The organism is Pseudomonas sp. NFACC39-1, assembly GCF_900110355.1.
In the GTDB taxonomy this organism is placed as follows: Bacteria; Pseudomonadota; Gammaproteobacteria; order Pseudomonadales; family Pseudomonadaceae; genus Aquipseudomonas; species Aquipseudomonas tehranensis.
The window spans coordinates 108,697-128,234 of sequence record NZ_FODL01000008.1 but is presented as its reverse complement, the minus strand read 5'-3'; the positions used below and the strand labels follow the sequence as shown (position 1 = coordinate 128,234).

Sequence of the window (19,538 nt, the reverse complement as noted above, 5' to 3'; positions counted from 1 at the left end):
GAACCAGGGCAAAACCGACCCTCAGAGCTTAGACGGCATCTGCAAAACCGGCGGTCGGCGCGATGTGATTGATTTCGTGGGAAACCTTGGATGCATTGCGCCAGTCTGGTTGGCAACAGCCGTGGGAAATCGTTCGTTAACAAAGTGAGAAAGCGCCATTGTTTGGCCGGAATGCCGTTATCGCCGGGCGAGGGCTGTGGATAAACTCGTGGCAAGCTCTCCTGTAGGAGCTGCCGAAGGCTGCGATTTCGATCTTTCGTTCAGGATTCAATTGTCTGGGGAAAGATCGCAGCCTCGTTGCACTCGACAGCTCCTACAGACGGTGATGTTTCTCCAGAGGCCTTCCATTTATGCAGCAATACCTGAACCCCGGCCGCTTCGTCGACAGCGATCACCCTGCGGTCATCGAGTTCGCCGAAACCCACCGTGGCACCGATGGCGACCCGCTGGCCCAGGCGGTCAGCCTGTATTACGCCGTGCGCGAGGCGGTACGGTACAACCCCTACACCTTCAGTCGCGATCCTGCCACCTTGCGGGGCAGTTATGCATTGCTCAGCGGCGAAAGCTATTGCGTGCCCAAGGCGACCTTACTGGCCGCCTGCGCTCGCCATTGCGGTATCCCGGCGCGCATCGGTCTGGCGGATGTGCGCAATCACTTGTCCACACCGCGCCTGCTGGAATTGCTCAAGAGTGATGTGTTCGCCATGCACGGTTATACCGAGCTCTACCTGAACGAGCGCTGGGTCAAGGCCACGCCGGCCTTCAATCAAGGTTTGTGTGAGTTGTTCGATGTGGCACCCCTGGAATTCGATGGCCTCCAAGACAGCGTTTTCCACCCGTTCAATCGCCAGGGCGCCAAGCTGATGGAGTACGTCACCGACCACGGCCAATTCGCCGATGTGCCCGAAGCGTTCTTCTTCCAGCACCTGGAAAAATGCTACCCGCACCTGTTCGGCGAGCAACTGCCGCCCCTGCTTGGCGACATGCAGGGCGATTTGAGTCGCGGCTGATCCGGCGTATGCTGCTGCGGCATTTATCCATCGGAGCAAGCCGTGATGCTGAAGATCTGGGGTCGGAAAAACTCATCGAATGTGCGCAAGGCGCTGTGGTGCGCCGAGGAACTGGGGCTGGCCTACGAGGCCATCGACGCCGGGGGGGCGTTCGGCGTGGTGGACACGCCCGAGTATCGCGCCAAGAACCCCAACGGCCGTGTTCCGATGATCGAAGATGACGGTTTCGTGCTTTGGGAGTCCAACACCATCGTGCGTTATCTGGCGTCTTGCCATGCTCCGGGTTCGGCCTGGTATCCGGCCGATCCCCAGGCTCGGGCCCGGGCTGAGAAATGGATGGACTGGACCACTTCCTCGTTTGCCGATCCGTTTCGCACCGTATTCTGGGGCGTCTTGCGCACTCCCGCCGAGCAGCAGGACTGGGCGGCCATCCATGCGGCGATCAAGGTCTGCGATGGTCTGTTGGCGATGGCGGACCAGACGTTGAGCGAGCAACCCTACCTCTCGGGGGATGAAATCGGCATGGGCGACATCCCTCTGGGCAGTTTCATTTATGCCTGGTTCGAGATGCCCATCGAGCGGGCTGCGCTGCCTCATCTGCAGGCCTGGTACGCCCGGCTGCAGCAGCGTCCGGCGTATCGCAAGGCGGTCATGACCGCGTTGACTTAATACTTACTATCGACACGCTTGACTGTACTTGTGCGGCGACGCCACGCACCATTGCCTTCGTGCGCCGTGGTTGTATTGCTCGCCGTGCGCCCTTATCTAATTGTTTCTTCCCCTTCTTGGTGCGTAATCCGATATGAGTTCCGCTCTGTCCATCCGGCAGCTAACCAAAACCTACGGCAACGGTTTCCAGGCCTTGAGTGGTATCGATCTGGACGTCGCCGAAGGTGATTTTTTCGCTTTGCTCGGTCCCAACGGTGCCGGCAAGTCCACCACCATCGGCATTCTTTCCACCCTGGTGAACAAAACCAGCGGCACGGTGAATATCTTCGGTCATGACCTGGACCGTGAGCCCGCTGCGCTCAAGCGCTGCATCGGCGTGGTGCCCCAGGAATTCAATTTCAACCAGTTCGAAAAGACCTTCGACATCGTCGTGACCCAGGCGGGTTACTACGGTATCCCGCCGAAGATCGCCAATGAGCGCGCCGAGAAGTATCTGACGCAATTGGGGTTGTGGGACAAGCGCGATGTGCCGTCCCGTTCCTTGTCCGGCGGCATGAAACGGCGCCTGATGATTGCCCGTGCCCTGGTCCATGAGCCGCGCCTGCTGATTCTCGACGAGCCGACCGCGGGCGTCGACATCGAACTGCGTCGGTCAATGTGGACCTTTCTGACCGAGCTGAACCAGAAAGGCATCACTATCATTCTCACCACCCATTATCTGGAAGAGGCCGAGCAGCTGTGCCGCAACATCGGCATCATCGACCACGGCACCATCGTCGAGAACACCAGCATGCGACAGTTGCTCAGCCAACTGCATGTGGAGACGTTCCTGCTGGACCTGAAGAACGATCTGAAGACCGCGCCGCAACTGATTGGCTATCCGGCCCGGCTGGTGGACCATCACACACTGGAAGTCCAGGTGGATAAAGCCGTCGGTATTACCGGCTTGTTCTCCCAACTGGCGCTGCAAAACATTGAAGTGCAGAGCCTGCGCAACAAAACCAATCGCCTCGAGGAGTTGTTCGTGTCTCTGGTGGAGAAAAATCTGGCGAAGGTGGCGGTATGAGTTCCGAACTGCGACCCAACCTCATCGCCCTCAACACCATCGTTTATCGTGAAGTCCGCCGCTTCATGCGGATCTGGCCGCAGACCCTGCTGCCGCCGGCCATCACCATGGTTTTGTACTTCGTGATTTTCGGCAATCTGATCGGTCGGCAGATCGGCGACATGGGTGGCTTCACGTACATGGACTACATCGTACCGGGACTGATCATGATGTCGGTGATCACCAACTCCTACGGTAACGTGGTCTCGAGTTTCTTCGGCAGCAAGTTCCAGCGCTCGATCGAGGAACTGATGGTCTCGCCGGTTTCGCCCCATACGATCCTGATCGGCTACACCTTGGGCGGCGTATTGCGCGGGTTGGCGGTGGGCTTGATCGTGACCTTGTTGTCACTGTTCTTCACCGATCTGCAAGTGCACCATTTGGGCGTGACGATATTGGTGGTGGTGCTCACCGCCACGATCTTTTCGCTGCTGGGGTTCATCAATGCCGTGTTTGCGCGCAACTTCGATGACATTTCCATCATCCCGACGTTTGTGCTCACGCCACTGACTTACCTGGGCGGAGTGTTCTACTCGATCTCCCTGCTGCCACCGTTCTGGCAGACCGTGTCCCTGGCCAACCCGGTGCTGCACATGGTCAATGCGTTTCGCTACGGCATTCTCGGGGTGTCGGACATCAGGATCAGCATCGCCATCACCTTCATGCTGGTGGCAACCCTGGTGCTTTATGTGGGGTGCGCGCGGTTACTGGTCAGTGGGCGGGGGATGCGGACCTGATCCAGCAGGTGTGTTGATTGATATGCCGCTATCGCGAGCAGGCTCGCTCCCACATTGAAGCGCAAAAAAAGGCCTCCATTCAGTGGAGGCCTTTTGGTATCTCACATCCGGCTTTTCTTGCGCCGTTTCCATTGCCGCGCCACCCACCAGCGCCAATAGATCATGGTCATGAAATAGGCCAGGGCGCCGAGCACCAGGCCCGTCACCACCGACCCCAGCAGAAACGGCCGCCACAAGGTAGACAATTGGTTGGTGATCCATTCCCAGGTCAGCTCTTCCGGCAACGTGCGGGCAGGCACATCCATCAACCAGGCCCCGGTCTGGTAGGTGCAGAAAAACACGGCGGGCATGGTGATGGGGTTGGTCAGCCAGACCAGGCTCACCGCAATCGGTATGTTGCCGCGCACCGTGATGGCCAGCGCCGCGGCCAGCAGCATCTGCAAAGGAATCGGCAAAAAGGCCGCGAACAGACCAACGGCCATGGCGCGTGCCACTGAATGTCGGTTGAGGTGCCAAAGGTTGGGGTCGTGCAGCAAGGAACCGAGAAAACGTAAGGACTTATGTTCCCGAATACTCGCTGGGTCAGGCATGTAACGTTTGAAAAGGCGCCGGGGCATAAGGCTTCTCGGTCGGTTCAAAGCGGTGAGGCCGCAAGTATGTCCGCATTCTACGGCGGACTGATTCAGACTTTGTGACAATTGTTAACGCGCACCGTGCCGTAGACCGACTATGCCTGAAGAGAAGACTCTCAAGGACAGGCTTATGCGCACAGGGATGGTCGCGCTTGCACTCGGGCTGCTGACCCCGGTTTTTTGCCCGGCGCTGCCGCCGCTGTGGCTGATTGCGGTTATGCCTGTGCTGGCGCTGATGGTGTTGCCGTTTCGAACTCATCCGCTGGGTTTTTTCCTGATCGGGCTGGCTTGGGCCTGTCTGTCGGCGCAACTGGCGCTGGACGATCGGTTGCCTGCCGCGCTGGATGGAGAAACCCGCTGGGTCGAAGGGCGCGTCGTCGGTTTGCCGCAATATAACGAAGGTGTGGTGCGCTTTGAACTGGCCGATGCCCATTCCCGCCGCGCACGGTTGCCGTCGTCGATGCGCCTGGCCTGGTTCGGTGGACCGCCTGTGAGCAGCGGCGAACGTTGGCGACTGGCGGTGAAGCTCAAACGCCCCACCGGGCTACTGAACCCCCATGGCTTTGATTACCAGGCCTGGCTGTTGAGCCGGGGCATCGGCGCGACTGGCACAGTCAAGGACGGTCATCTCCGGCAACCTGCCCAAGGTGCCTGGCGCGACGGCGTGCGTCAGGCGCTGGCGCAAGTCGACGCCCAGGGCCGTTCCGGGGCGCTGGCGGCATTGGTCCTGGGGGATGGCGCCGGGCTGAGTCGTGATGACTGGCAAGTACTGCAGGACACCGGTACGGTCCATCTGCTGGTGATCTCCGGACAGCACATCGGTCTGCTTGCCGCACTGGTGTATCTGCTGGTGGCAGGTGCGGCGCGCTATGGCATGTGGCCGGCGCGTCTGCCGTGGTTGCCCTGGGCCTGCGCGTTGGCCTTTGTCGCGGCCCTGGGCTACGGTTTGCTCGCTGGCTTCGAAGTACCGGTGCGGCGCGCCTGCACGATGATCGGCCTGGTGCTCCTGTGGCGTTTGCGTTACCGGCATCCGGACCCCTGGTGGGCGTGGCTGCTGGCTTTTAATGGGGTGCTGGTGTTCGATCCATTGGCCAGCCTGCGGCCGGGGTTCTGGCTGTCGTTCGCCGCGGTGGCGATCCTGATGTTTACTTTTGGCGCACGCTTGGGCCCCTGGCGCTGGTGGCAAACCTGGACCCGTGCTCAATGGCTGGTGGCAGTCGGACTGTGCCCGATACTGTTGATATTGGGTTTGCCGATCAGCCTCAGCGGCCCTTTGGTGAACCTGGTGGCGGTGCCCTGGGTCAGCTTGTTGGTGTTGCCGCCGGCGCTGCTCGGTACGGCATTGCTGCCGGTGCCGTTCGTGGGTGAAGGGCTGCTTTGGATCGCCGGCGGTTTGCTCGATCTGCTATTCAAGGGGTTGGCGCTGGTGGCCGGGCGAATACCGGTATGGGTGCCTGCGGCTATCCCCATATGGGCATGGTGCATGGCCGCTCTTGGGGCTTTGCTGCTGTTGCTGCCCAAAGGCGTGCCGCTGCGGGTACTGGGCTGGCCCATGTTGCTGCTGGTGGTTTTTCCTCCGCGCGAGGAAGTGCCCCCGGGACACGCCGAAATCTGGCAACTGGACGTGGGCCAAGGGTTGGCGGTATTGGTACGCACCCGTCGCCATGCCTTGCTTTACGACGCGGGGCCGCGCTTTGGCGAGGCCGACGCGGGTGAGCGCGTCGTGTTGCCCACCTTGCGCAAGCTGGGCGTAACCGGGTTGGACCTGATGCTGCTCAGCCATGCCGACGCCGATCATGCCGGAGGCGCCCAAGCGGTGCGCAACGGGTTGCCAACGGTCCGGGTGGTCAGTGGAGACCCGGCCGCGTTGCCTGCCACTTTGCAGGCAGAGGCGTGCGACAGTGGTGCGCGCTGGGAGTGGGACGGGGTCAGGTTCGAGCTGTGGCAATGGTCATCCGCCCTTGAAAGCAACCAGCGATCCTGCGTTCTGCTGGTCGAAGCGGGCGGTGAGCGGTTGTTGCTCACCGGAGACATCGATAGCCATGCCGAGCGCGCGTTGCTCGACGGGCCTCTGGCGGTGCCGGTCCAGTGGCTGGCGGCGCCCCATCACGGTAGCCGCAGTTCATCGTCGATGTTGCTGCTGTCACGGCTCAAACCCCATTCGGTGTTGATCTCCCGGGGCCAGGGCAATGCGTTCGGTCATCCTCATCCGCGGGTCATGGCTCGCTATCGCCGCTTGGGCATGGCGATCTACGACAGTGCCGAACAGGGTGCCATTCGTCTGCAACTGGGGGCCTTCGAAGCACCGCACCGGCAGGCCGGCCAACGGCGCTACTGGCGCGACCCGCCGTCTGCGGGACCATGGGCGCCACCTTGACCCGGGTCATCTTCCATGACGGTGTAATCGGCGGGGCGGGTCTGCAAGGTGCGTCTGTATGATAAAGTGGCGCACTTTTTCGAGGGGGCTGTCACTGTGTGGGAATTGGTCAAATCCGGCGGCTGGATGATGTTGCCGATCATTCTGAGTTCCATCGTGGCCCTGGCAATTGTTGCCGAACGCCTGTGGACCCTGCGGGCCAGCCGGGTGACCCCGGAGCATTTGCTCGGTCAGGTCTGGGTCTGGATCAAGGACAAGAAACTGAACAAGGACCGGCTCAAGGAGCTGCGGGCCAGTTCACCGTTGGGTGAAATCCTCGCCGCGGGCTTGGCAAACTCCAAGCATGGTCGCGAGATCATGAAGGAATGCATCGAAGAAGCCGCCGCCCGGGTCATCCATGAGCTGGAACGCTACATCAATGCCCTGGGCACCATTGCCGCCATGGCCCCGTTGCTGGGCCTGCTGGGCACGGTGCTGGGCATGATCGACATTTTCAGTTCGTTCACCGGCGCAGGCATGACCGCCAATGCCTCGGTGCTGGCAGGGGGGATTTCCAAGGCCTTGATCACCACGGCCGCCGGGTTGATGGTGGGGATTCCTTCGGTGTTTTTCCATCGCTTCCTGCAACGGCGCATCGATGAGTTGGTGGTGGGCATGGAGCAGGAAGCCATCAAGCTGGTCGAGGTGGTGCAAGGCGACCGTGACGTGGACCTGGCCGAGGGCAAGAAGTGAAATTCCGCCGCAAACCACGGGAAACCGTCGAGATCAACCTCGCGTCGCTGATTGACGTGGTGTTCATCCTGCTGCTGTTTTTCGTCGTGACCACTACCTTCACCCGGGAAACCCAGCTCAAGGTGGAGCTGCCGGAAGCGGTCAGCGGCTCGCCTGCCGAAGACCAGCAACTCAAGAACCTGGAAGTCACGATCAGTGCCGAAGGGACGTTTTCGGTGAACAATCAGTTGCTGCCCAAGAGCGACCTGGCGAGCCTGATCGATGCGCTGCAGAAGGAGTCCGGCGGCGACACCAGCCTGCCGCTGTCCATCAGCGCCGACGGCAAGACCCCTCATCAATCCGTCATCACCGCCATGGACGCGGCCGGCAAGCTCGGCTTCAGCCATCTGCGCATGACCACCGTCGAGGCGGCGCCGGCACCCTGATGGCCATGTCTGATCGATTGCTTGCCGCCTGGTACGAAGGTCACCCGGCCCTGACGCTGTTGCGGCCACTGGAGTGGTTGTACCGGCGGGTGGTGATGGGTAAACGCGAGCGTTTTCTGGCGGGCGAGGGTGAGATTTACCAACCGCCTGTGCCGCTGGTGGTCGTGGGGAACATCACGGTGGGTGGCACCGGCAAGACCCCATTGATCCTGTGGATGATCCAGCATTGCCAGCGCCGTGGCCTGCGGGTCGGCGTGGTGAGCCGGGGTTATGGCGCCAAACCACCCCATTTGCCCTGGCGAGTCGAAGCCGGGCAGGGCGCCGACGTCGCCGGTGATGAGCCACTGCTGATTGTCCAGCGCAGCGGCGTGCCATTGATGATCGATCCGGATCGTAGTCGAGCGGTGCGGGCGCTGCTGGAGACTCAACCGCTGGACCTGATCCTGTCCGACGACGGCATGCAACATTACCGCCTGGCGCGGGATCTTGAGCTGGTGCTGATCGACAACGCCCGGGGCTTGGGCAACCGGCGTTGTCTGCCTGCCGGTCCGCTGCGGGAGCCCGTGGAGCGTCTGCAAACGGTCGATGCCGTGCTGTACAACGGCGCCAGCGCCGACCGCGAAGACGGCTATGCCTTCGAGTTGCGTCCCACAGCCCTGGTGAACCTGGCCAGCGGTGAACGACGGCCACTCGACCATTTTCCGCCCGGCCAGGCCCTGCATGCCGTGGCCGGCATCGGCAATCCCCGGCGTTTCTTCAAGACCCTCGAAACGCTACACTGGCGACCTATACCGCACGGGTTTGCCGATCACGCCCAATACAGCGCCCAGGCATTGAGTTTCACGCCATCGCTGCCGGTGGTCATGACGGAAAAGGACGCGGTCAAATGCCGTGCCTTTGCCGCCCCCGACTGGTGGTACCTGGCGGTGGACGCCGCGCCGTCGCCAGCTTTCGCGGACTGGTTCGACACCCAGTTGATGCGCCTTTTGCCGGACCGGCTTTTGCCCTAAAACATTTATCCAGGGAAATATCATGGACACCAAACTGCTCGACATTCTGGCCTGCCCGGTCTGCAAAGGCCCGCTCAAACTCAGCGCCGACAAAACCGAGCTGATCAGTAAAGGCGCCGGCCTGGCCTATCCGATTCGCGATGGCATCCCGGTGATGCTCGAAAGCGAGGCCCGTACCCTGACCACCGACGAGCGCTTGGATAAATGACCGCAGCCTTTACCGTTGTCATTCCGTCGCGCTTTGCCTCGACGCGCCTGCCCGGCAAGCCGTTGCTGTTGATCGCCGGCAAGCCGATGATCCAGCACGTATGGGAACAGGCTTGCAAAAGCAGCGCCCAGCGCGTGGTAGTGGCGACCGACGACGCGCGCATCGTGCAAGCGTGCAAGGGTTTTGGCGCCGAAGTGGTGCTGACGCGCGAGGATCACAACTCCGGGACTGACCGTCTGGCCGAAGTCGCCGCCAAGTTGGGCCTGGAGCCCGACGCCATCGTGGTCAATGTGCAGGGCGATGAACCGTTGATCCCGCCCAGTGTGATCGATCAGGTTGCAAACAATCTGGCACTCCATCCCGAAGCGCGCATGGCCACCCTGGCCGAGCCGATCGAGGATGTGCAAACCCTGTTCAACCCCAACGTGGTCAAGGTCGTCAGCGATCTCAATGGCCTGGCGCTGACCTTCAGCCGCGCCACCTTGCCCTGGGCGCGTGATGCATTCGCGCAAAGTCGCGACGCGATGCCGGACGGCGTGCCGTACCGCCGCCACATCGGCATCTACGCTTACCGCGCCGGTTTCCTCCAGGATTTCGTCGCCTGGGGCCCGTGCTGGCTGGAAAACACCGAATCCCTGGAGCAACTGCGTGCCCTGTGGCACGGCGTGCGAATCCATGTCGCCGATGCGCTGATTGCCCCGCCGACCGGCGTCGACACCGTGGAAGACCTCGAGCGCGTTCGTCGCCTGCTGGAGGCCTGATGCGGGTTCTGTTTGTCTGCCTCGGCAACATCTGCCGATCACCCACCGCCGAAGGCATCCTGCGGCACAAGCTGCGCGAGGCCGGGCTGGCCGAGCAGGTGGAAGTCGCCTCCGCCGGCACCGGTGACTGGCACGTCGGCAAGGCCCCGGACAAGCGCAGCCAGGCTGCGGCCCTGCGACGCGGCTATGACCTGTCGGCCCAGCGTGCCCGCCAAGTCAGCCGGGCCGATTTCGCCACTTACGACCTGATCCTGGCGATGGACGGCAGCAACCTGCGCAATCTAAAAGCCCTGCAACCGAGCAATGGCAGGGCCGAACTGGATCTGTTCCTGCGCCGCTACGAGGCTGAACTCGATGACGTGCCGGACCCGTACTACGACGGTGAACAGGGTTTCGAGCAAGTGCTGGACCTGATCGAGCGAGCCACGGACCGCCTGGTGATCGAATTGAAGGGGCGGCTATGACCTTCCAGGTGCGGGCCGGCGTCAGCCTCAAGCCGTTCAACAGCTTTGGCGTGGACGTCAGCGCCCGGTTATTCGCCGAAGCTCACAACGATGCAGATGTTCGCGAGGCGCTGGCCTATGCCAGCGCTAATGAAGTGCCGTTGCTGGTGATCGGTGGCGGCAGCAACCTGCTGCTGACCGGTGATATCGACGCGCTGGTGTTGCGCATGGCCAGCCAAGGGATTCGTCTGCTCAGCGATGAGGGCGAGCGGGTGCTGATCGAAGCCGAAGCAGGCGAGCCGTGGCACCCCTTCGTCCAGTACACGCTGGCCCAAGGCTGGTCGGGGCTGGAAAACCTCAGCCTGATCCCGGGTACGGTGGGGGCTGCACCGATGCAAAACATCGGTGCCTACGGCGTGGAGATCAAGGATGTCTTCGCCGGCCTCACCGCCCTGGATCGGCAAACCGGTGAGCAGCGCGATTTCACCCTCGAAGAATGCCGCTTCGCCTACCGCGACAGCCTGTTCAAGCAGCAAGCGGGTCGCTGGCTGATCCTGCGGGTGCGCTTTGCCCTCAGTCGCGCCGCGCATCTGCACCTGGAGTACGGTCCGGTCCGCCAGCGGTTGACCGAACTGGGTATCGAACAGGCGACTCCCTCGGATGTCAGCCGGGCCATCTGCAGCATTCGCAGTGAAAAGCTCCCGGACCCGGCCGTGCTGGGCAATGCCGGCAGTTTCTTCAAGAACCCGCTGGTGCCGGCTTCGCATGTCGCGCAACTCAAGCTGCAATACCCGGATCTGGTGGCTTATCCACAACCCGAAGGGCAGATGAAAATCGCCGCCGGTTGGCTGATCGAGCGCGCCGGTTGGAAAGGCTTTCGCGAAGGCGACGCCGGGGTGCATAAGTTGCAGGCGTTGGTGCTGGTCAATTACGGCTGCGCCACCGGTCCGCAATTGCTGGATCTGGCCCTGCGTATCCAGAAAGACATTGCCGAACGTTTTCAGGTCGATCTGGAAATGGAGCCCAATCGGTACTGAACCTGGCTTTCATCGAGCGCCCTGCACAACCTCGCACAAGGATCATTTGTGCAGGATTGTGCAGGGCGTTTTGCTTAATCCTGGGTTAATTTAGTGGGCTAACGATGCGACCATCGCATTATTGAAGGCCCGGTGCAGACGCTTGCGTGTTTGCACAAGAGAGCCCGATTAGCCTGAGTCAGTCTGCGCCAACCGAACCGTTGCCCAAACGGCAGATTGCTCGACCCCATCACTCGATCACTGTGCGGGCGTGCCCATGATTACCCTGAAACTCAATGGAAAAGATCACCAACTGGATGTGACCGAGGACATGCCGCTGCTGTGGGCGATCCGGGATGTGGCCGGTTACAACGGCACCAAATTCGGCTGCGGCATGGGTCTGTGCGGCGCCTGTACCATTCACATCGACGGCGCCCCGGCGCGCAGTTGCATCACCCCGATCGGCTCGGTGAAAGGCCAGAATGTCACCACCATCGATGCCCTGCACGTCGACCCGGTCGGGCAAATTGTCCAGAAGGCCTGGCTCGATACCGCCGTAGCCCAGTGCGGCTACTGCCAGGGCGGGCAGATCATGTCCGCGACCGCCTTGCTTAAGACCCATCCCAACCCGAGCGATGAGCAGATCGAAGAGGCTATGGTCGGCAACATCTGCCGCTGCGGCACTTATAACCGGATCAAGACGGCGATCCGCCAGGCTTCCACCCATCTGAAGGAGGCCAAGGCATGAGCCGCTTGCCCAATGATTTTGTGCTGAGCAACCTCAGCCGGCGTAGTTTTCTCAAAGGCGCGAGCGCCACTGGTGTGTTGGTGCTGGCCGCCAGTTGGGGCCTGCCGGACGCCTTTGCCGAGGACAAGAAGTTCGGCGGCGAGGGCATGCCCAATGGTGTGATCGACGACCCGAAGGTGTACGTGAGCATCGCCGCCGATGGCAGCGTGACAGTGATCTGCAACCGTTCGGAAATGGGCCAGGGTGTGCGCACCAGCCTGACCATGGTGGTGGCCGATGAACTGGACGCTGACTGGGCGCAGGTGAAGGTGCAGCAGGCACCGGCTGATGAGGTGCGCTTCGGCAACCAGGACACCGACGGTTCGCGCAGCATGCGCCACTGGTACGAGCCAATGCGTCGTTGCGGGGCCGCCGCCCGGACCATGCTGGAACTGGCCGCCGCTGCCCAGTGGAATGTCCCGGCGAGTGAGTGTCGTGCCCAACTGCACAAAGTCGTGCACCAGCCTTCCGGTCGGGAGCTGGGCTACGGCGCGTTGGCCGCCGCGGCCAGTGCCTTGCCAGTTCCCGCCCGTGACAGCCTGCGCCTCAAGCAGCCTTCGGAGTTTCGCTACATCGGCAAGGAATCGAGCCGGGCCATCGATGGCGAAGACGTCGTCAACGGTCGTGCCGTGTTTGGGGCTGATGTACATTTCGATGGCATGCTCTATGCCGTCGTGGCTCGCCCGCCCGTCTATGGTGGCAAGGTCAAGAGTGTGGACAGCAGCGCGGCGCTGAAAGTACCGGGCGTGGTCAAGGTGCTGCAGATCGAAGGACGTCCGCTGCCCTCTGAGTTCCAGCCGCTGGGCGGCGTGGCGGTCGTGGCGAAAAACACCTGGGCGGCGATCAAGGGCCGCGAAGCGCTGAAAATCGAGTGGGATGACGGCCCGAATGCTGGTTATGACTCCGTCGCCTATCGCAAGGAACTGGAAGCCGCTGCTCTCAAGCCCGGGAAAGTCCTGCGCAGCACGGGTGACCTCGACGACGCGTTGGCCAAGGCCGACGCGACCCTGGAAGCGTCCTATTACCTGCCGCACCTGTCTCAGTCGCCGATGGAGCCGATGGTCGCCGTCGCGCGGTTCAAGGATGGCCAGTGCGAAGCCTGGGCACCGAGCCAGGCGCCGCAGGTCACCCGTGAACGTGTCGCCGAACGATTGGGGATCCCTTTCGACAAGGTCACGATACACATCACCCTGCTGGGTGGCGGTTTCGGGCGCAAGTCCAAACCCGATTTTGTCCTCGAGGCGGCCGTGTTGGCCAAGGAGTTTCCAGGCCAGGCGGTGCGGGTGCAGTGGACCCGCGAAGATGACATCCATCATTCGTATTTCCACACCGTATCGGCCGAATACCTCAAGGCTGGCCTGAACCAGGACGGGATGCCGTCCGGCTGGCTGCATCGCACCGTAGCCCCGACCATTACCGCACTGTTTGCACCGGGCATGACCCACGAAGCGCCGTTCGAAGTGGGCATGGGCGTGACCAACATGGCCTACGCAATTCCCAACATGCGCCTGGAGAACCCTGAAGCGGTGGCCCATACGAGGGTTGGCTGGTACCGCTCGGTATCGAACATTCCCCACGGTTTTGCGATTCAGAGTTTCATCGACGAATTGGCCCACAAGGCCGGCCAGGATCCACTGGCGTATCACGTCAAATTGCTTGGCCCGGACCGTAAGATCGATCCGCGCACCTTGAATGAAGAGTGGAACTACGGCGAATCCCCCGAGCGTTATCCCATCGATACGGCGCGAATCCGCACCGTGCTGGAAACCGCCGCCAAGGCCGCCGGTTGGGGCCGCAAACTGCCCAAGGGCCGCGGCCTGGGGCTGGCGGTGCATTACAGCTTCGTCACCTACGTGGCGGTAGCGCTTGAGGTGGAGGTCAAGGACGATGGTACGTTGATCGTGCACAAGGCCGATATTGCCGTGGACTGCGGCCCGCAGATCAACCCCGAGCGTATCCGTTCCCAGTTCGAAGGTGCTTGCGTCATGGGCCTGGGCAATGCGGTGGTGGGGGAGATCAGCTTCAAGGACGGCAAGGTCCAGCAAGACAACTTCCACATGTACGAAGTGGCGCGCATGTCGCTGGCTCCCAAGGAGGTCGCGGTGCACTTGGTCACGCCGCCGGGCGAGGTGCCGCTGGGCGGTGTGGGTGAACCGGGTGTGCCGCCGATTGCGCCGGCGCTGTGCAACGCGATTTTCGCCGCCACCGGCAAACGCATCCGCGAGCTGCCCGTGCGTTATCAGTTGCAGGGCTGGCAGCAGGCGAAAGCCTGATGGACAGCGTTGATCTGAATGTCCTGCGCAGCGTGCTTCAATGGCGCCGCGCCGGGCAGCGGGTGGTGTTGTTCACCGTGGTCCAGACCTGGGGCACGGCGCCAAGGCCTCCGGGGGCGATGCTGGCTCTGCGCGAGGACGGTGTGGTGATTGGCTCGGTATCGGGCGGTTGTGTCGAGGATGACCTGATCGCCCGGCTGCATGACGGGCGTATTCCGGCGGACGGTCCACCCGTGCAGCTCATCACCTATGGCGTGACTCGTGAGGAGGCGGCACGCTTCGGCCTGCCGTGCGGCGGTACCTTGCGCCTGACCGAAGAGCGAGTCGGCGATCCGCAATGGGTGGCGCAACTGCTGGAACGCTGCGAAGGCCATGAAATTGTTGCCCGTGAGCTGACCGTCGCCACAGGCGAAGTGCTGCTGATGTCGGCCAGCAAAACCGACGCATTGGTATTCGACGGTCAAGTCCTGCGGGCCATCTACGGCCCGCGTTGGCGGCTGCTGTTGATCGGCGCGGGGCAACTGTCGCGTTATGTGGCAGAAATGGCTCGGTTGCTGGATTTCGAGGTGTTGATCTGCGATCCGCGCAAGGAATTTGTCTACGGTTGGGAAGAGCAGCATGGCCGCTTCGTTTCCGGCATGCCCGACGAAGCGGTGTTGAGCATCCAGACCGACGAGCGCACCGCCATTGTCGCCCTGACCCATGATCCACGGTTGGACGACATGGCGTTGCTCACGGCCCTGGACTCCAAGGCGTTTTATGTCGGGGCCCTGGGCTCTCGGGTGAACAGCCAGAAGCGCCGGGATAACCTGGCTCAGCTAGGCTTGTCTGCACAGGCGATCGAACGGCTGCATGGCCCGATCGGTTTGCACATCGGCAGCCATACGCCGGCGGAAATTGCCTTGTCGTTGCTGGCTGAAATCGTGGCGATCAAGAATGGCGTCGAGTTGCGTCAGAAAAAGCCGCTGTAATCGGCGGGCGAGGAGGCGGGGATGTCTGAGTCGATTGGCGTGATCATTCTCGCGGCAGGATCGGGCAGCCGTTTCCGTAAGGTTGCCGGCCAGGACAAAGATAAGCTGCTGGCCGATTGCACGGGGCGTGATGGCGCTGTCCGGTCAGTGATCGAGCAGGTGCTGGTGAATTTACCTGCCGCCCTGGAAAAACGCCTGCTGGTGACGAGCAAGGATCGTCCGCAGGCTATTCGCATGGCCCAGGCCTATGGCTGCGATTTCGTGGAGCTGGACTCGCCCGGTTTGGGGGACAGCATTGCCGCTGGCGTCCAGGCTTGCCCGGGCCTTGATGGTTGGCTGATCGTGCTGGGTGATATGCCGTTCATCCTGCCGTCGAGCATCGAGCAGGTGGTGGCGCAGATCAGCGAGGATGGCATCAGTGTGCCCGTATTGGCAGGTGAGTATGGACATCCGGTTGGATTCGGGCGCTCGTTCGGGCCGAAGTTGATGGCGTTGACCGGAGATCGCGGCGCCAGGACGCTGTTTGCCGGGACGCATGTGGCCGAGGTAACCGTGGATGATCCTGGTGTGCTTTGGGATGTGGACGTACCAGAAGCACTGATCTTCAAATAACAGCCGACGCGGATCCCTGTGGGAGCGGGCTTGCTCGCGAAAAGCATTGGATCAGCTTGCATCGATGTTGACTGTGCTACCGCATTCGCGAGCAAGCCCGCTCTCACAGAATCCCAACACTTATGTGGATAAGTCTGAAGACATAAAAAAGCCCCGCCTGGTATCACAACCAGGCGGGGCTTTTTACTGGGCGATGGAATCAAGCGTGAGGTTTTGGCTCGTGCTCTTTTTCCAGTGCTTCAGTGTGGCGAGGTTCGATTTCTTCAGCGGAGTGCTGAGGTTCGTCGATCACCGGAGCCGCTTCAACGATAGCGGGTTCATCTGTGGTTTCTGCAACCGGGGCAGGGGCTGCCTCGATTGCTTGCTCCACGGGTGCCGGCTCGGCCACAGGCGCTTGAGCAGCGGCAGCGGCCGCTTGTTCGGCTTCCTTCTGCAGGCGCTCGGCTTCACGCTTGCGACGACGCACTTCACGCGGATCGTTCGGCGCACGACCGTTGGGGGTCAGGGCGCTGGCAGGTGCTGGCTCTTCCACCGGGGCTGGTGCTTCGACAGCAACGGGCGCTTGGACCACTGGAGCCGGTTCGATCACTTGCGCTTCGACCGCTTTCACGGGTTCTGGTGCCGGTTCTGGCTCGACAACAGGTGCCGGTGCGGCTGGCTCTGCGGTCCAGTTGAACGCAGTCTGCTCTTCACGGGCAGGCTCTGGTGCTTTTTCCTCGGCCGCTGCTTCGAATACAGGCTCAGCGGCCAGCACTGGCTGCTCGACGACCGGTGCAGGCTCGGCTTCGGCTTCGGGCTGGGTTTCACGTGCCGGGGCGAGTTCCACTTCTGGCGAAGCGGTGGTTTCTACCGGGGTAGTGGCTTCGACCACAGGCGCTTCAACCGGCGCGTTTTCCACCACGGCGGTAGCGCGTTCGGCCTGTTCGTGCGCCTCGGCTTCAGCGGGGGCGCTGATCGAGCTGCTGGCAACCGCAGCGGTGACGGCCAGGCCGGCGGCGAGGTCGGCCGCACTTGGCGCTTCGGTGTTCTCGGTGGATTCGGATGCTTCCGAACCTTCGATCACATTGCCGTTGGCATCGCGTTGACGCTCACGACGGTTGCTACGGCGACGCTGACCACGGGAGCGGCGGCGTGGACGATCGCCTTCGGCGTTGTCCTGACCGTCTTCCTGCAGTTGCTCTTCGCTGTTCAGTACTTCCTCTTCGCTGGCAGCGGCAGCCTGCTCGGCGCGTGGTTGACGCTCTTCACGTGGCGGACGCGGTGCGCGTTCTTCGCGAGGCTGACGGGCCGGACGCTCTTCAGCGGTGACGGCAGCGGCAGCGGGAGCGGCATCCAGTGGTTCGCGCAGCTCGCGAACACGTTCTTCACGCTCGCCACGTGGCTTGCGATCTTCACGAGGTGCGCGCGGTTGGCGCTCTTCGCGCGGCGGACGCGGCGCGCGTTCTTCGCGGGCTACGGCTGGCGCTTCCTCACGGGCTTCGCGAGGCTGGCGTTCTTCACGTGGCTCACGTGGCGCGCGCTCTTCACGCGGTGCACGTTCTTCACGGGGTTTGCGTTCCTCGTCACGACGACCGTTGCGGTTGCGGGTCTGCTGACGACCATTGCGACGTTCTTCGTTGCGGGCTGGACGCTCGGTAGTCGCTGGCTTGGTGACAACGGTCGGCGCAACCGGCTCTTCCTTGGTGGCGAACAGGCTGACCAGGGATTTCACCAGGCCTTTGAACAGGCTGGGTTCAGGTGCGGCGGCAGGTGCCGGTGCCGGCGCGGCTGCTTCGGTCGGAACCGGTGCATTGGCGCGGGCTGGAGCCGTCTTGACCGCGGCTTCCTGGCGAACCAGGGTGCGAGTGGCGGCAGCCGGCTGGACTTCTTCCACTTCGGCAGCGGCAGCAGCGATTTCGTAGCTGGACTGATTGGTGTGGGCTTCCGGGCTGTCATCACGCAGGCGCTGCACTTCGAAGTGCGGCGTCTCGAGGTGATCGTTCGGCAGGATGACGATACGGGCGCGGGTGCGCAGTTCGATCTTGGTGATCGAGTTGCGTTTTTCGTTGAGCAGGAACGCCGCCACTGGGATCGGCACCTGGGCGCGAACTTCGGCGGTGCGGTCTTTCAGGGCTTCTTCTTCGATCAGGCGCAGGATCGCCAGGGACAGCGACTCGACGTCACGGATGATGCCGGTGCCGTTGCAACGCGGGCAGACGATGCCGCTGCTCTCGCCCAGGGAAGGACGCAGGCGCTGACGGGACATTTCCAGCAGGCCGAAGCGCGAGATACGACCGACCTGCACGCGGGCGCGGTCGGCTTCCAGGCACTCACGGACCTTTTCTTCCACGGCGCGCTGGTTCTTGGCCGGGGTCATGTCGATGAAGTCGATGACGATCAGGCCGCCGATGTCGCGCAGGCGCAACTGACGGGCGATTTCTTCGGCGGCTTCAAGGTTGGTCTGCAGGGCGGTTTCTTCGATGTCGCTGCCTTTGGTGGCGCGTGCCGAGTTGATGTCGATGGACACCAGGGCTTCGGTCGGATCGATGACGATGGAGCCGCCGGACGGCAGTTCGACGACGCGCTGGAACGCGGTCTCGATCTGGCTTTCGATCTGGAAACGGTTGAACAGCGGAACGCTGTCTTCGTAAAGCTTGATCTTGCTGGCGTACTGCGGCATGACCTGGCGGATGAAGGTCAGGGCTTCGTCCTGGGCTTCAACGCTGTCGATCAGCACTTCACCGATGTCCTGGCGCAGGTAGTCGCGGATCGCGCGGATGATGACGTTGCTTTCCTGGTAGATCAGGAACGGCGCGGAGCGATCCAGCGAGGCTTCCTTGATGGCGGTCCACAGTTGCAGCAGGTAATCGAGGTCCCACTGCATTTCTTCGCTGCTGCGGCCAAGGCCGGCGGTGCGAACGATCAGACCCATGTCGGCCGGGGCAACCAGGCCGTTGAGGGCTTCGCGCAGTTCATTGCGCTCTTCGCCTTCGATGCGGCGGGAGATGCCACCGGCGCGAGGGTTGTTCGGCATCAGGACCAGGTAACGGCCCGCCAGGCTGATGAAGGTGGTCAGGGCTGCGCCCTTGTTGCCACGCTCTTCTTTTTCGACCTGGACGATGACTTCCTGGCCTTCGCTCAGGACGTCCTTGATGTTGACGCGGCCTTCAGGAGCCTTCTTGAAGTATTCGCGGGAGATTTCTTTGAGGGGCAGGAAGCCGTGGCGCTCGGAGCCGAAATCGACAAAGGCAGCCTCAAGGCTTGGTTCGATGCGAGTAATCCGGCCTTTATAGATGTTGGCCTTCTTCTGCTCGCGTGCACCGGATTCGATATCCAGGTCGTAGAGGCGCTGGCCGTCTACCAGTGCAACACGCAACTCTTCGGGTTGAGTTGCGTTAATCAGCATTCTTTTCATGTAGTACCGTCGGTTTCCGGGCTGCCGGAAACGGCGTTCGGCACACACGACTTCTCACGGTCGGTGTCAGGTGCGTCATGGAAGTGGCCGGGCCATTCCAGTGTCCAGCGAGTTCGACCCAATGATGGCGAAGTCGCGACGGACGCGTCCTGCTTGCTGGCTGTTCAAGCACTCAGTCAGGAGGAGGAATCAACCGGCGCCTGTGGACGAGATGAAGCGTCTAAATATAAGCCTAGTGCTACACAGTCCGACGGTTGTACATCTCCACCCTACACGTATCCCTGATAATCGGGTGCTGCCGCGCGCAGAATCCGCAGCGGGTTGGCATTTACCGTGAGCTCCGAAAGGGGAGGTCACGCATCATGGCTAATTTAGG

18 protein-coding genes are annotated in these 19,538 nt (G+C 62.1%); 16 read left to right on the top strand and 2 right to left on the bottom strand.

Annotated elements, in window-relative coordinates:
* Positions 1-350 precede the first annotated feature (350 nt).
* The 4 genes from BMY45_RS18525 to BMY45_RS18510 all read left to right on the top strand — a co-directional run bounded on the left by BMY45_RS18525 (position 351) and on the right by BMY45_RS18510 (position 3,521).
* Positions 351-1,010 (top strand): transglutaminase-like domain-containing protein, encoded by a 660-nt coding sequence (locus BMY45_RS18525; RefSeq protein ID WP_092400077.1) that lies wholly within the window; start codon positions 351-353, stop codon positions 1,008-1,010.
* A gap of 45 nt (positions 1,011-1,055) precedes the next feature.
* Positions 1,056-1,679 (top strand): glutathione S-transferase family protein, encoded by a 624-nt coding sequence (locus BMY45_RS18520; RefSeq protein WP_092400075.1) that lies wholly within the window; start codon positions 1,056-1,058, stop codon positions 1,677-1,679.
* A 133-nt stretch (positions 1,680-1,812) separates the two neighbouring features.
* Entirely contained in the window at positions 1,813-2,745 is a 933-nt protein-coding gene (locus tag BMY45_RS18515) for an ABC transporter ATP-binding protein (RefSeq protein ID WP_092400073.1), read from the top strand.
* Entirely contained in the window at positions 2,742-3,521 is a 780-nt protein-coding gene (locus tag BMY45_RS18510) for an ABC transporter permease (RefSeq protein WP_092400071.1), read from the top strand. The genes BMY45_RS18515 and BMY45_RS18510 overlap by 4 nt, the downstream gene beginning before the upstream one ends.
* Before the next feature lie 101 nt (positions 3,522-3,622).
* Here the strand turns inward: BMY45_RS18510 and BMY45_RS18505 are convergent, their stop codons facing one another.
* The gene (locus BMY45_RS18505) at positions 3,623-4,138 is read right to left on the bottom strand and encodes a DUF2062 domain-containing protein (RefSeq protein WP_092400069.1); all 516 of its coding nucleotides are present in this window, start codon (positions 4,136-4,138) and stop codon (positions 3,623-3,625) included.
* 145 nt (positions 4,139-4,283) lie between these two features.
* Here BMY45_RS18505 and BMY45_RS18500 point away from each other — a divergent pair, with 145 nt between their 5' ends.
* From BMY45_RS18500 to BMY45_RS18445, 12 genes are all read left to right on the top strand, one after another.
* Positions 4,284-6,530, top strand: coding sequence for a DNA internalization-related competence protein ComEC/Rec2 (locus BMY45_RS18500; RefSeq protein WP_092400067.1), 2,247 nt, complete (start codon positions 4,284-4,286; stop codon positions 6,528-6,530).
* 96 nt (positions 6,531-6,626) lie between these two features.
* The gene (locus tag BMY45_RS18495; protein WP_177193368.1) at positions 6,627-7,262 is read left to right on the top strand and encodes a MotA/TolQ/ExbB proton channel family protein; all 636 of its coding nucleotides are present in this window, start codon (positions 6,627-6,629) and stop codon (positions 7,260-7,262) included.
* A complete protein-coding gene (locus BMY45_RS18490; RefSeq protein ID WP_047228182.1) occupies positions 7,259-7,687 on the top strand; it encodes an ExbD/TolR family protein in 429 nt (142 codons plus the stop codon). Before BMY45_RS18495 ends, BMY45_RS18490 begins: the two co-directional genes overlap by 4 nt.
* Positions 7,687-8,697: a tetraacyldisaccharide 4'-kinase gene (lpxK, locus tag BMY45_RS18485; protein WP_092400065.1), complete on the top strand. Its 1,011-nt coding sequence runs from the start codon at positions 7,687-7,689 to the stop codon at positions 8,695-8,697. Before BMY45_RS18490 ends, lpxK begins: the two co-directional genes overlap by 1 nt.
* 22 nt (positions 8,698-8,719) lie before the next feature.
* On the top strand, positions 8,720-8,905 hold the full coding sequence (locus BMY45_RS18480; RefSeq protein WP_003179363.1) for a Trm112 family protein: 186 nt from the start codon (positions 8,720-8,722) through the stop codon (positions 8,903-8,905).
* Complete coding sequence (kdsB, locus tag BMY45_RS18475) at positions 8,902-9,666, top strand: 3-deoxy-manno-octulosonate cytidylyltransferase (RefSeq protein ID WP_092400063.1); 765 nt, start codon at positions 8,902-8,904, stop codon at positions 9,664-9,666. Before BMY45_RS18480 ends, kdsB begins: the two co-directional genes overlap by 4 nt.
* Positions 9,666-10,130: a low molecular weight protein-tyrosine-phosphatase gene (locus BMY45_RS18470; RefSeq protein ID WP_092400061.1), complete on the top strand. Its 465-nt coding sequence runs from the start codon at positions 9,666-9,668 to the stop codon at positions 10,128-10,130. The genes kdsB and BMY45_RS18470 overlap by 1 nt, the downstream gene beginning before the upstream one ends.
* Entirely contained in the window at positions 10,127-11,146 is a 1,020-nt protein-coding gene (gene murB / locus BMY45_RS18465) for a UDP-N-acetylmuramate dehydrogenase (protein ID WP_092400059.1), read from the top strand. Before BMY45_RS18470 ends, murB begins: the two co-directional genes overlap by 4 nt.
* Positions 11,147-11,402: 256 nt before the next feature.
* Positions 11,403-11,873, top strand: a complete 471-nt coding sequence (locus tag BMY45_RS18460; protein ID WP_092400057.1) for a (2Fe-2S)-binding protein — start codon at positions 11,403-11,405, stop codon at positions 11,871-11,873.
* A complete protein-coding gene (locus BMY45_RS18455) occupies positions 11,870-14,185 on the top strand; it encodes a xanthine dehydrogenase family protein molybdopterin-binding subunit (RefSeq protein ID WP_092400055.1) in 2,316 nt (771 codons plus the stop codon). The genes BMY45_RS18460 and BMY45_RS18455 overlap by 4 nt, the downstream gene beginning before the upstream one ends.
* A complete protein-coding gene (locus BMY45_RS18450; RefSeq protein WP_092400053.1) occupies positions 14,185-15,156 on the top strand; it encodes an XdhC family protein in 972 nt (323 codons plus the stop codon). Before BMY45_RS18455 ends, BMY45_RS18450 begins: the two co-directional genes overlap by 1 nt.
* 21 nt (positions 15,157-15,177) lie before the next feature.
* Complete coding sequence (locus BMY45_RS18445; protein WP_092400051.1) at positions 15,178-15,768, top strand: nucleotidyltransferase family protein; 591 nt, start codon at positions 15,178-15,180, stop codon at positions 15,766-15,768.
* Positions 15,769-15,967: 199 nt separating this feature from the next.
* On the opposite strand, the gene rne is transcribed toward BMY45_RS18445, so the two are convergent.
* Positions 15,968-19,162: a ribonuclease E gene (gene rne, locus BMY45_RS18440; RefSeq protein ID WP_092400049.1), complete on the bottom strand. Its 3,195-nt coding sequence runs from the start codon at positions 19,160-19,162 to the stop codon at positions 15,968-15,970.
* Between the last annotated feature and the right edge of the window lie 376 nt (positions 19,163-19,538).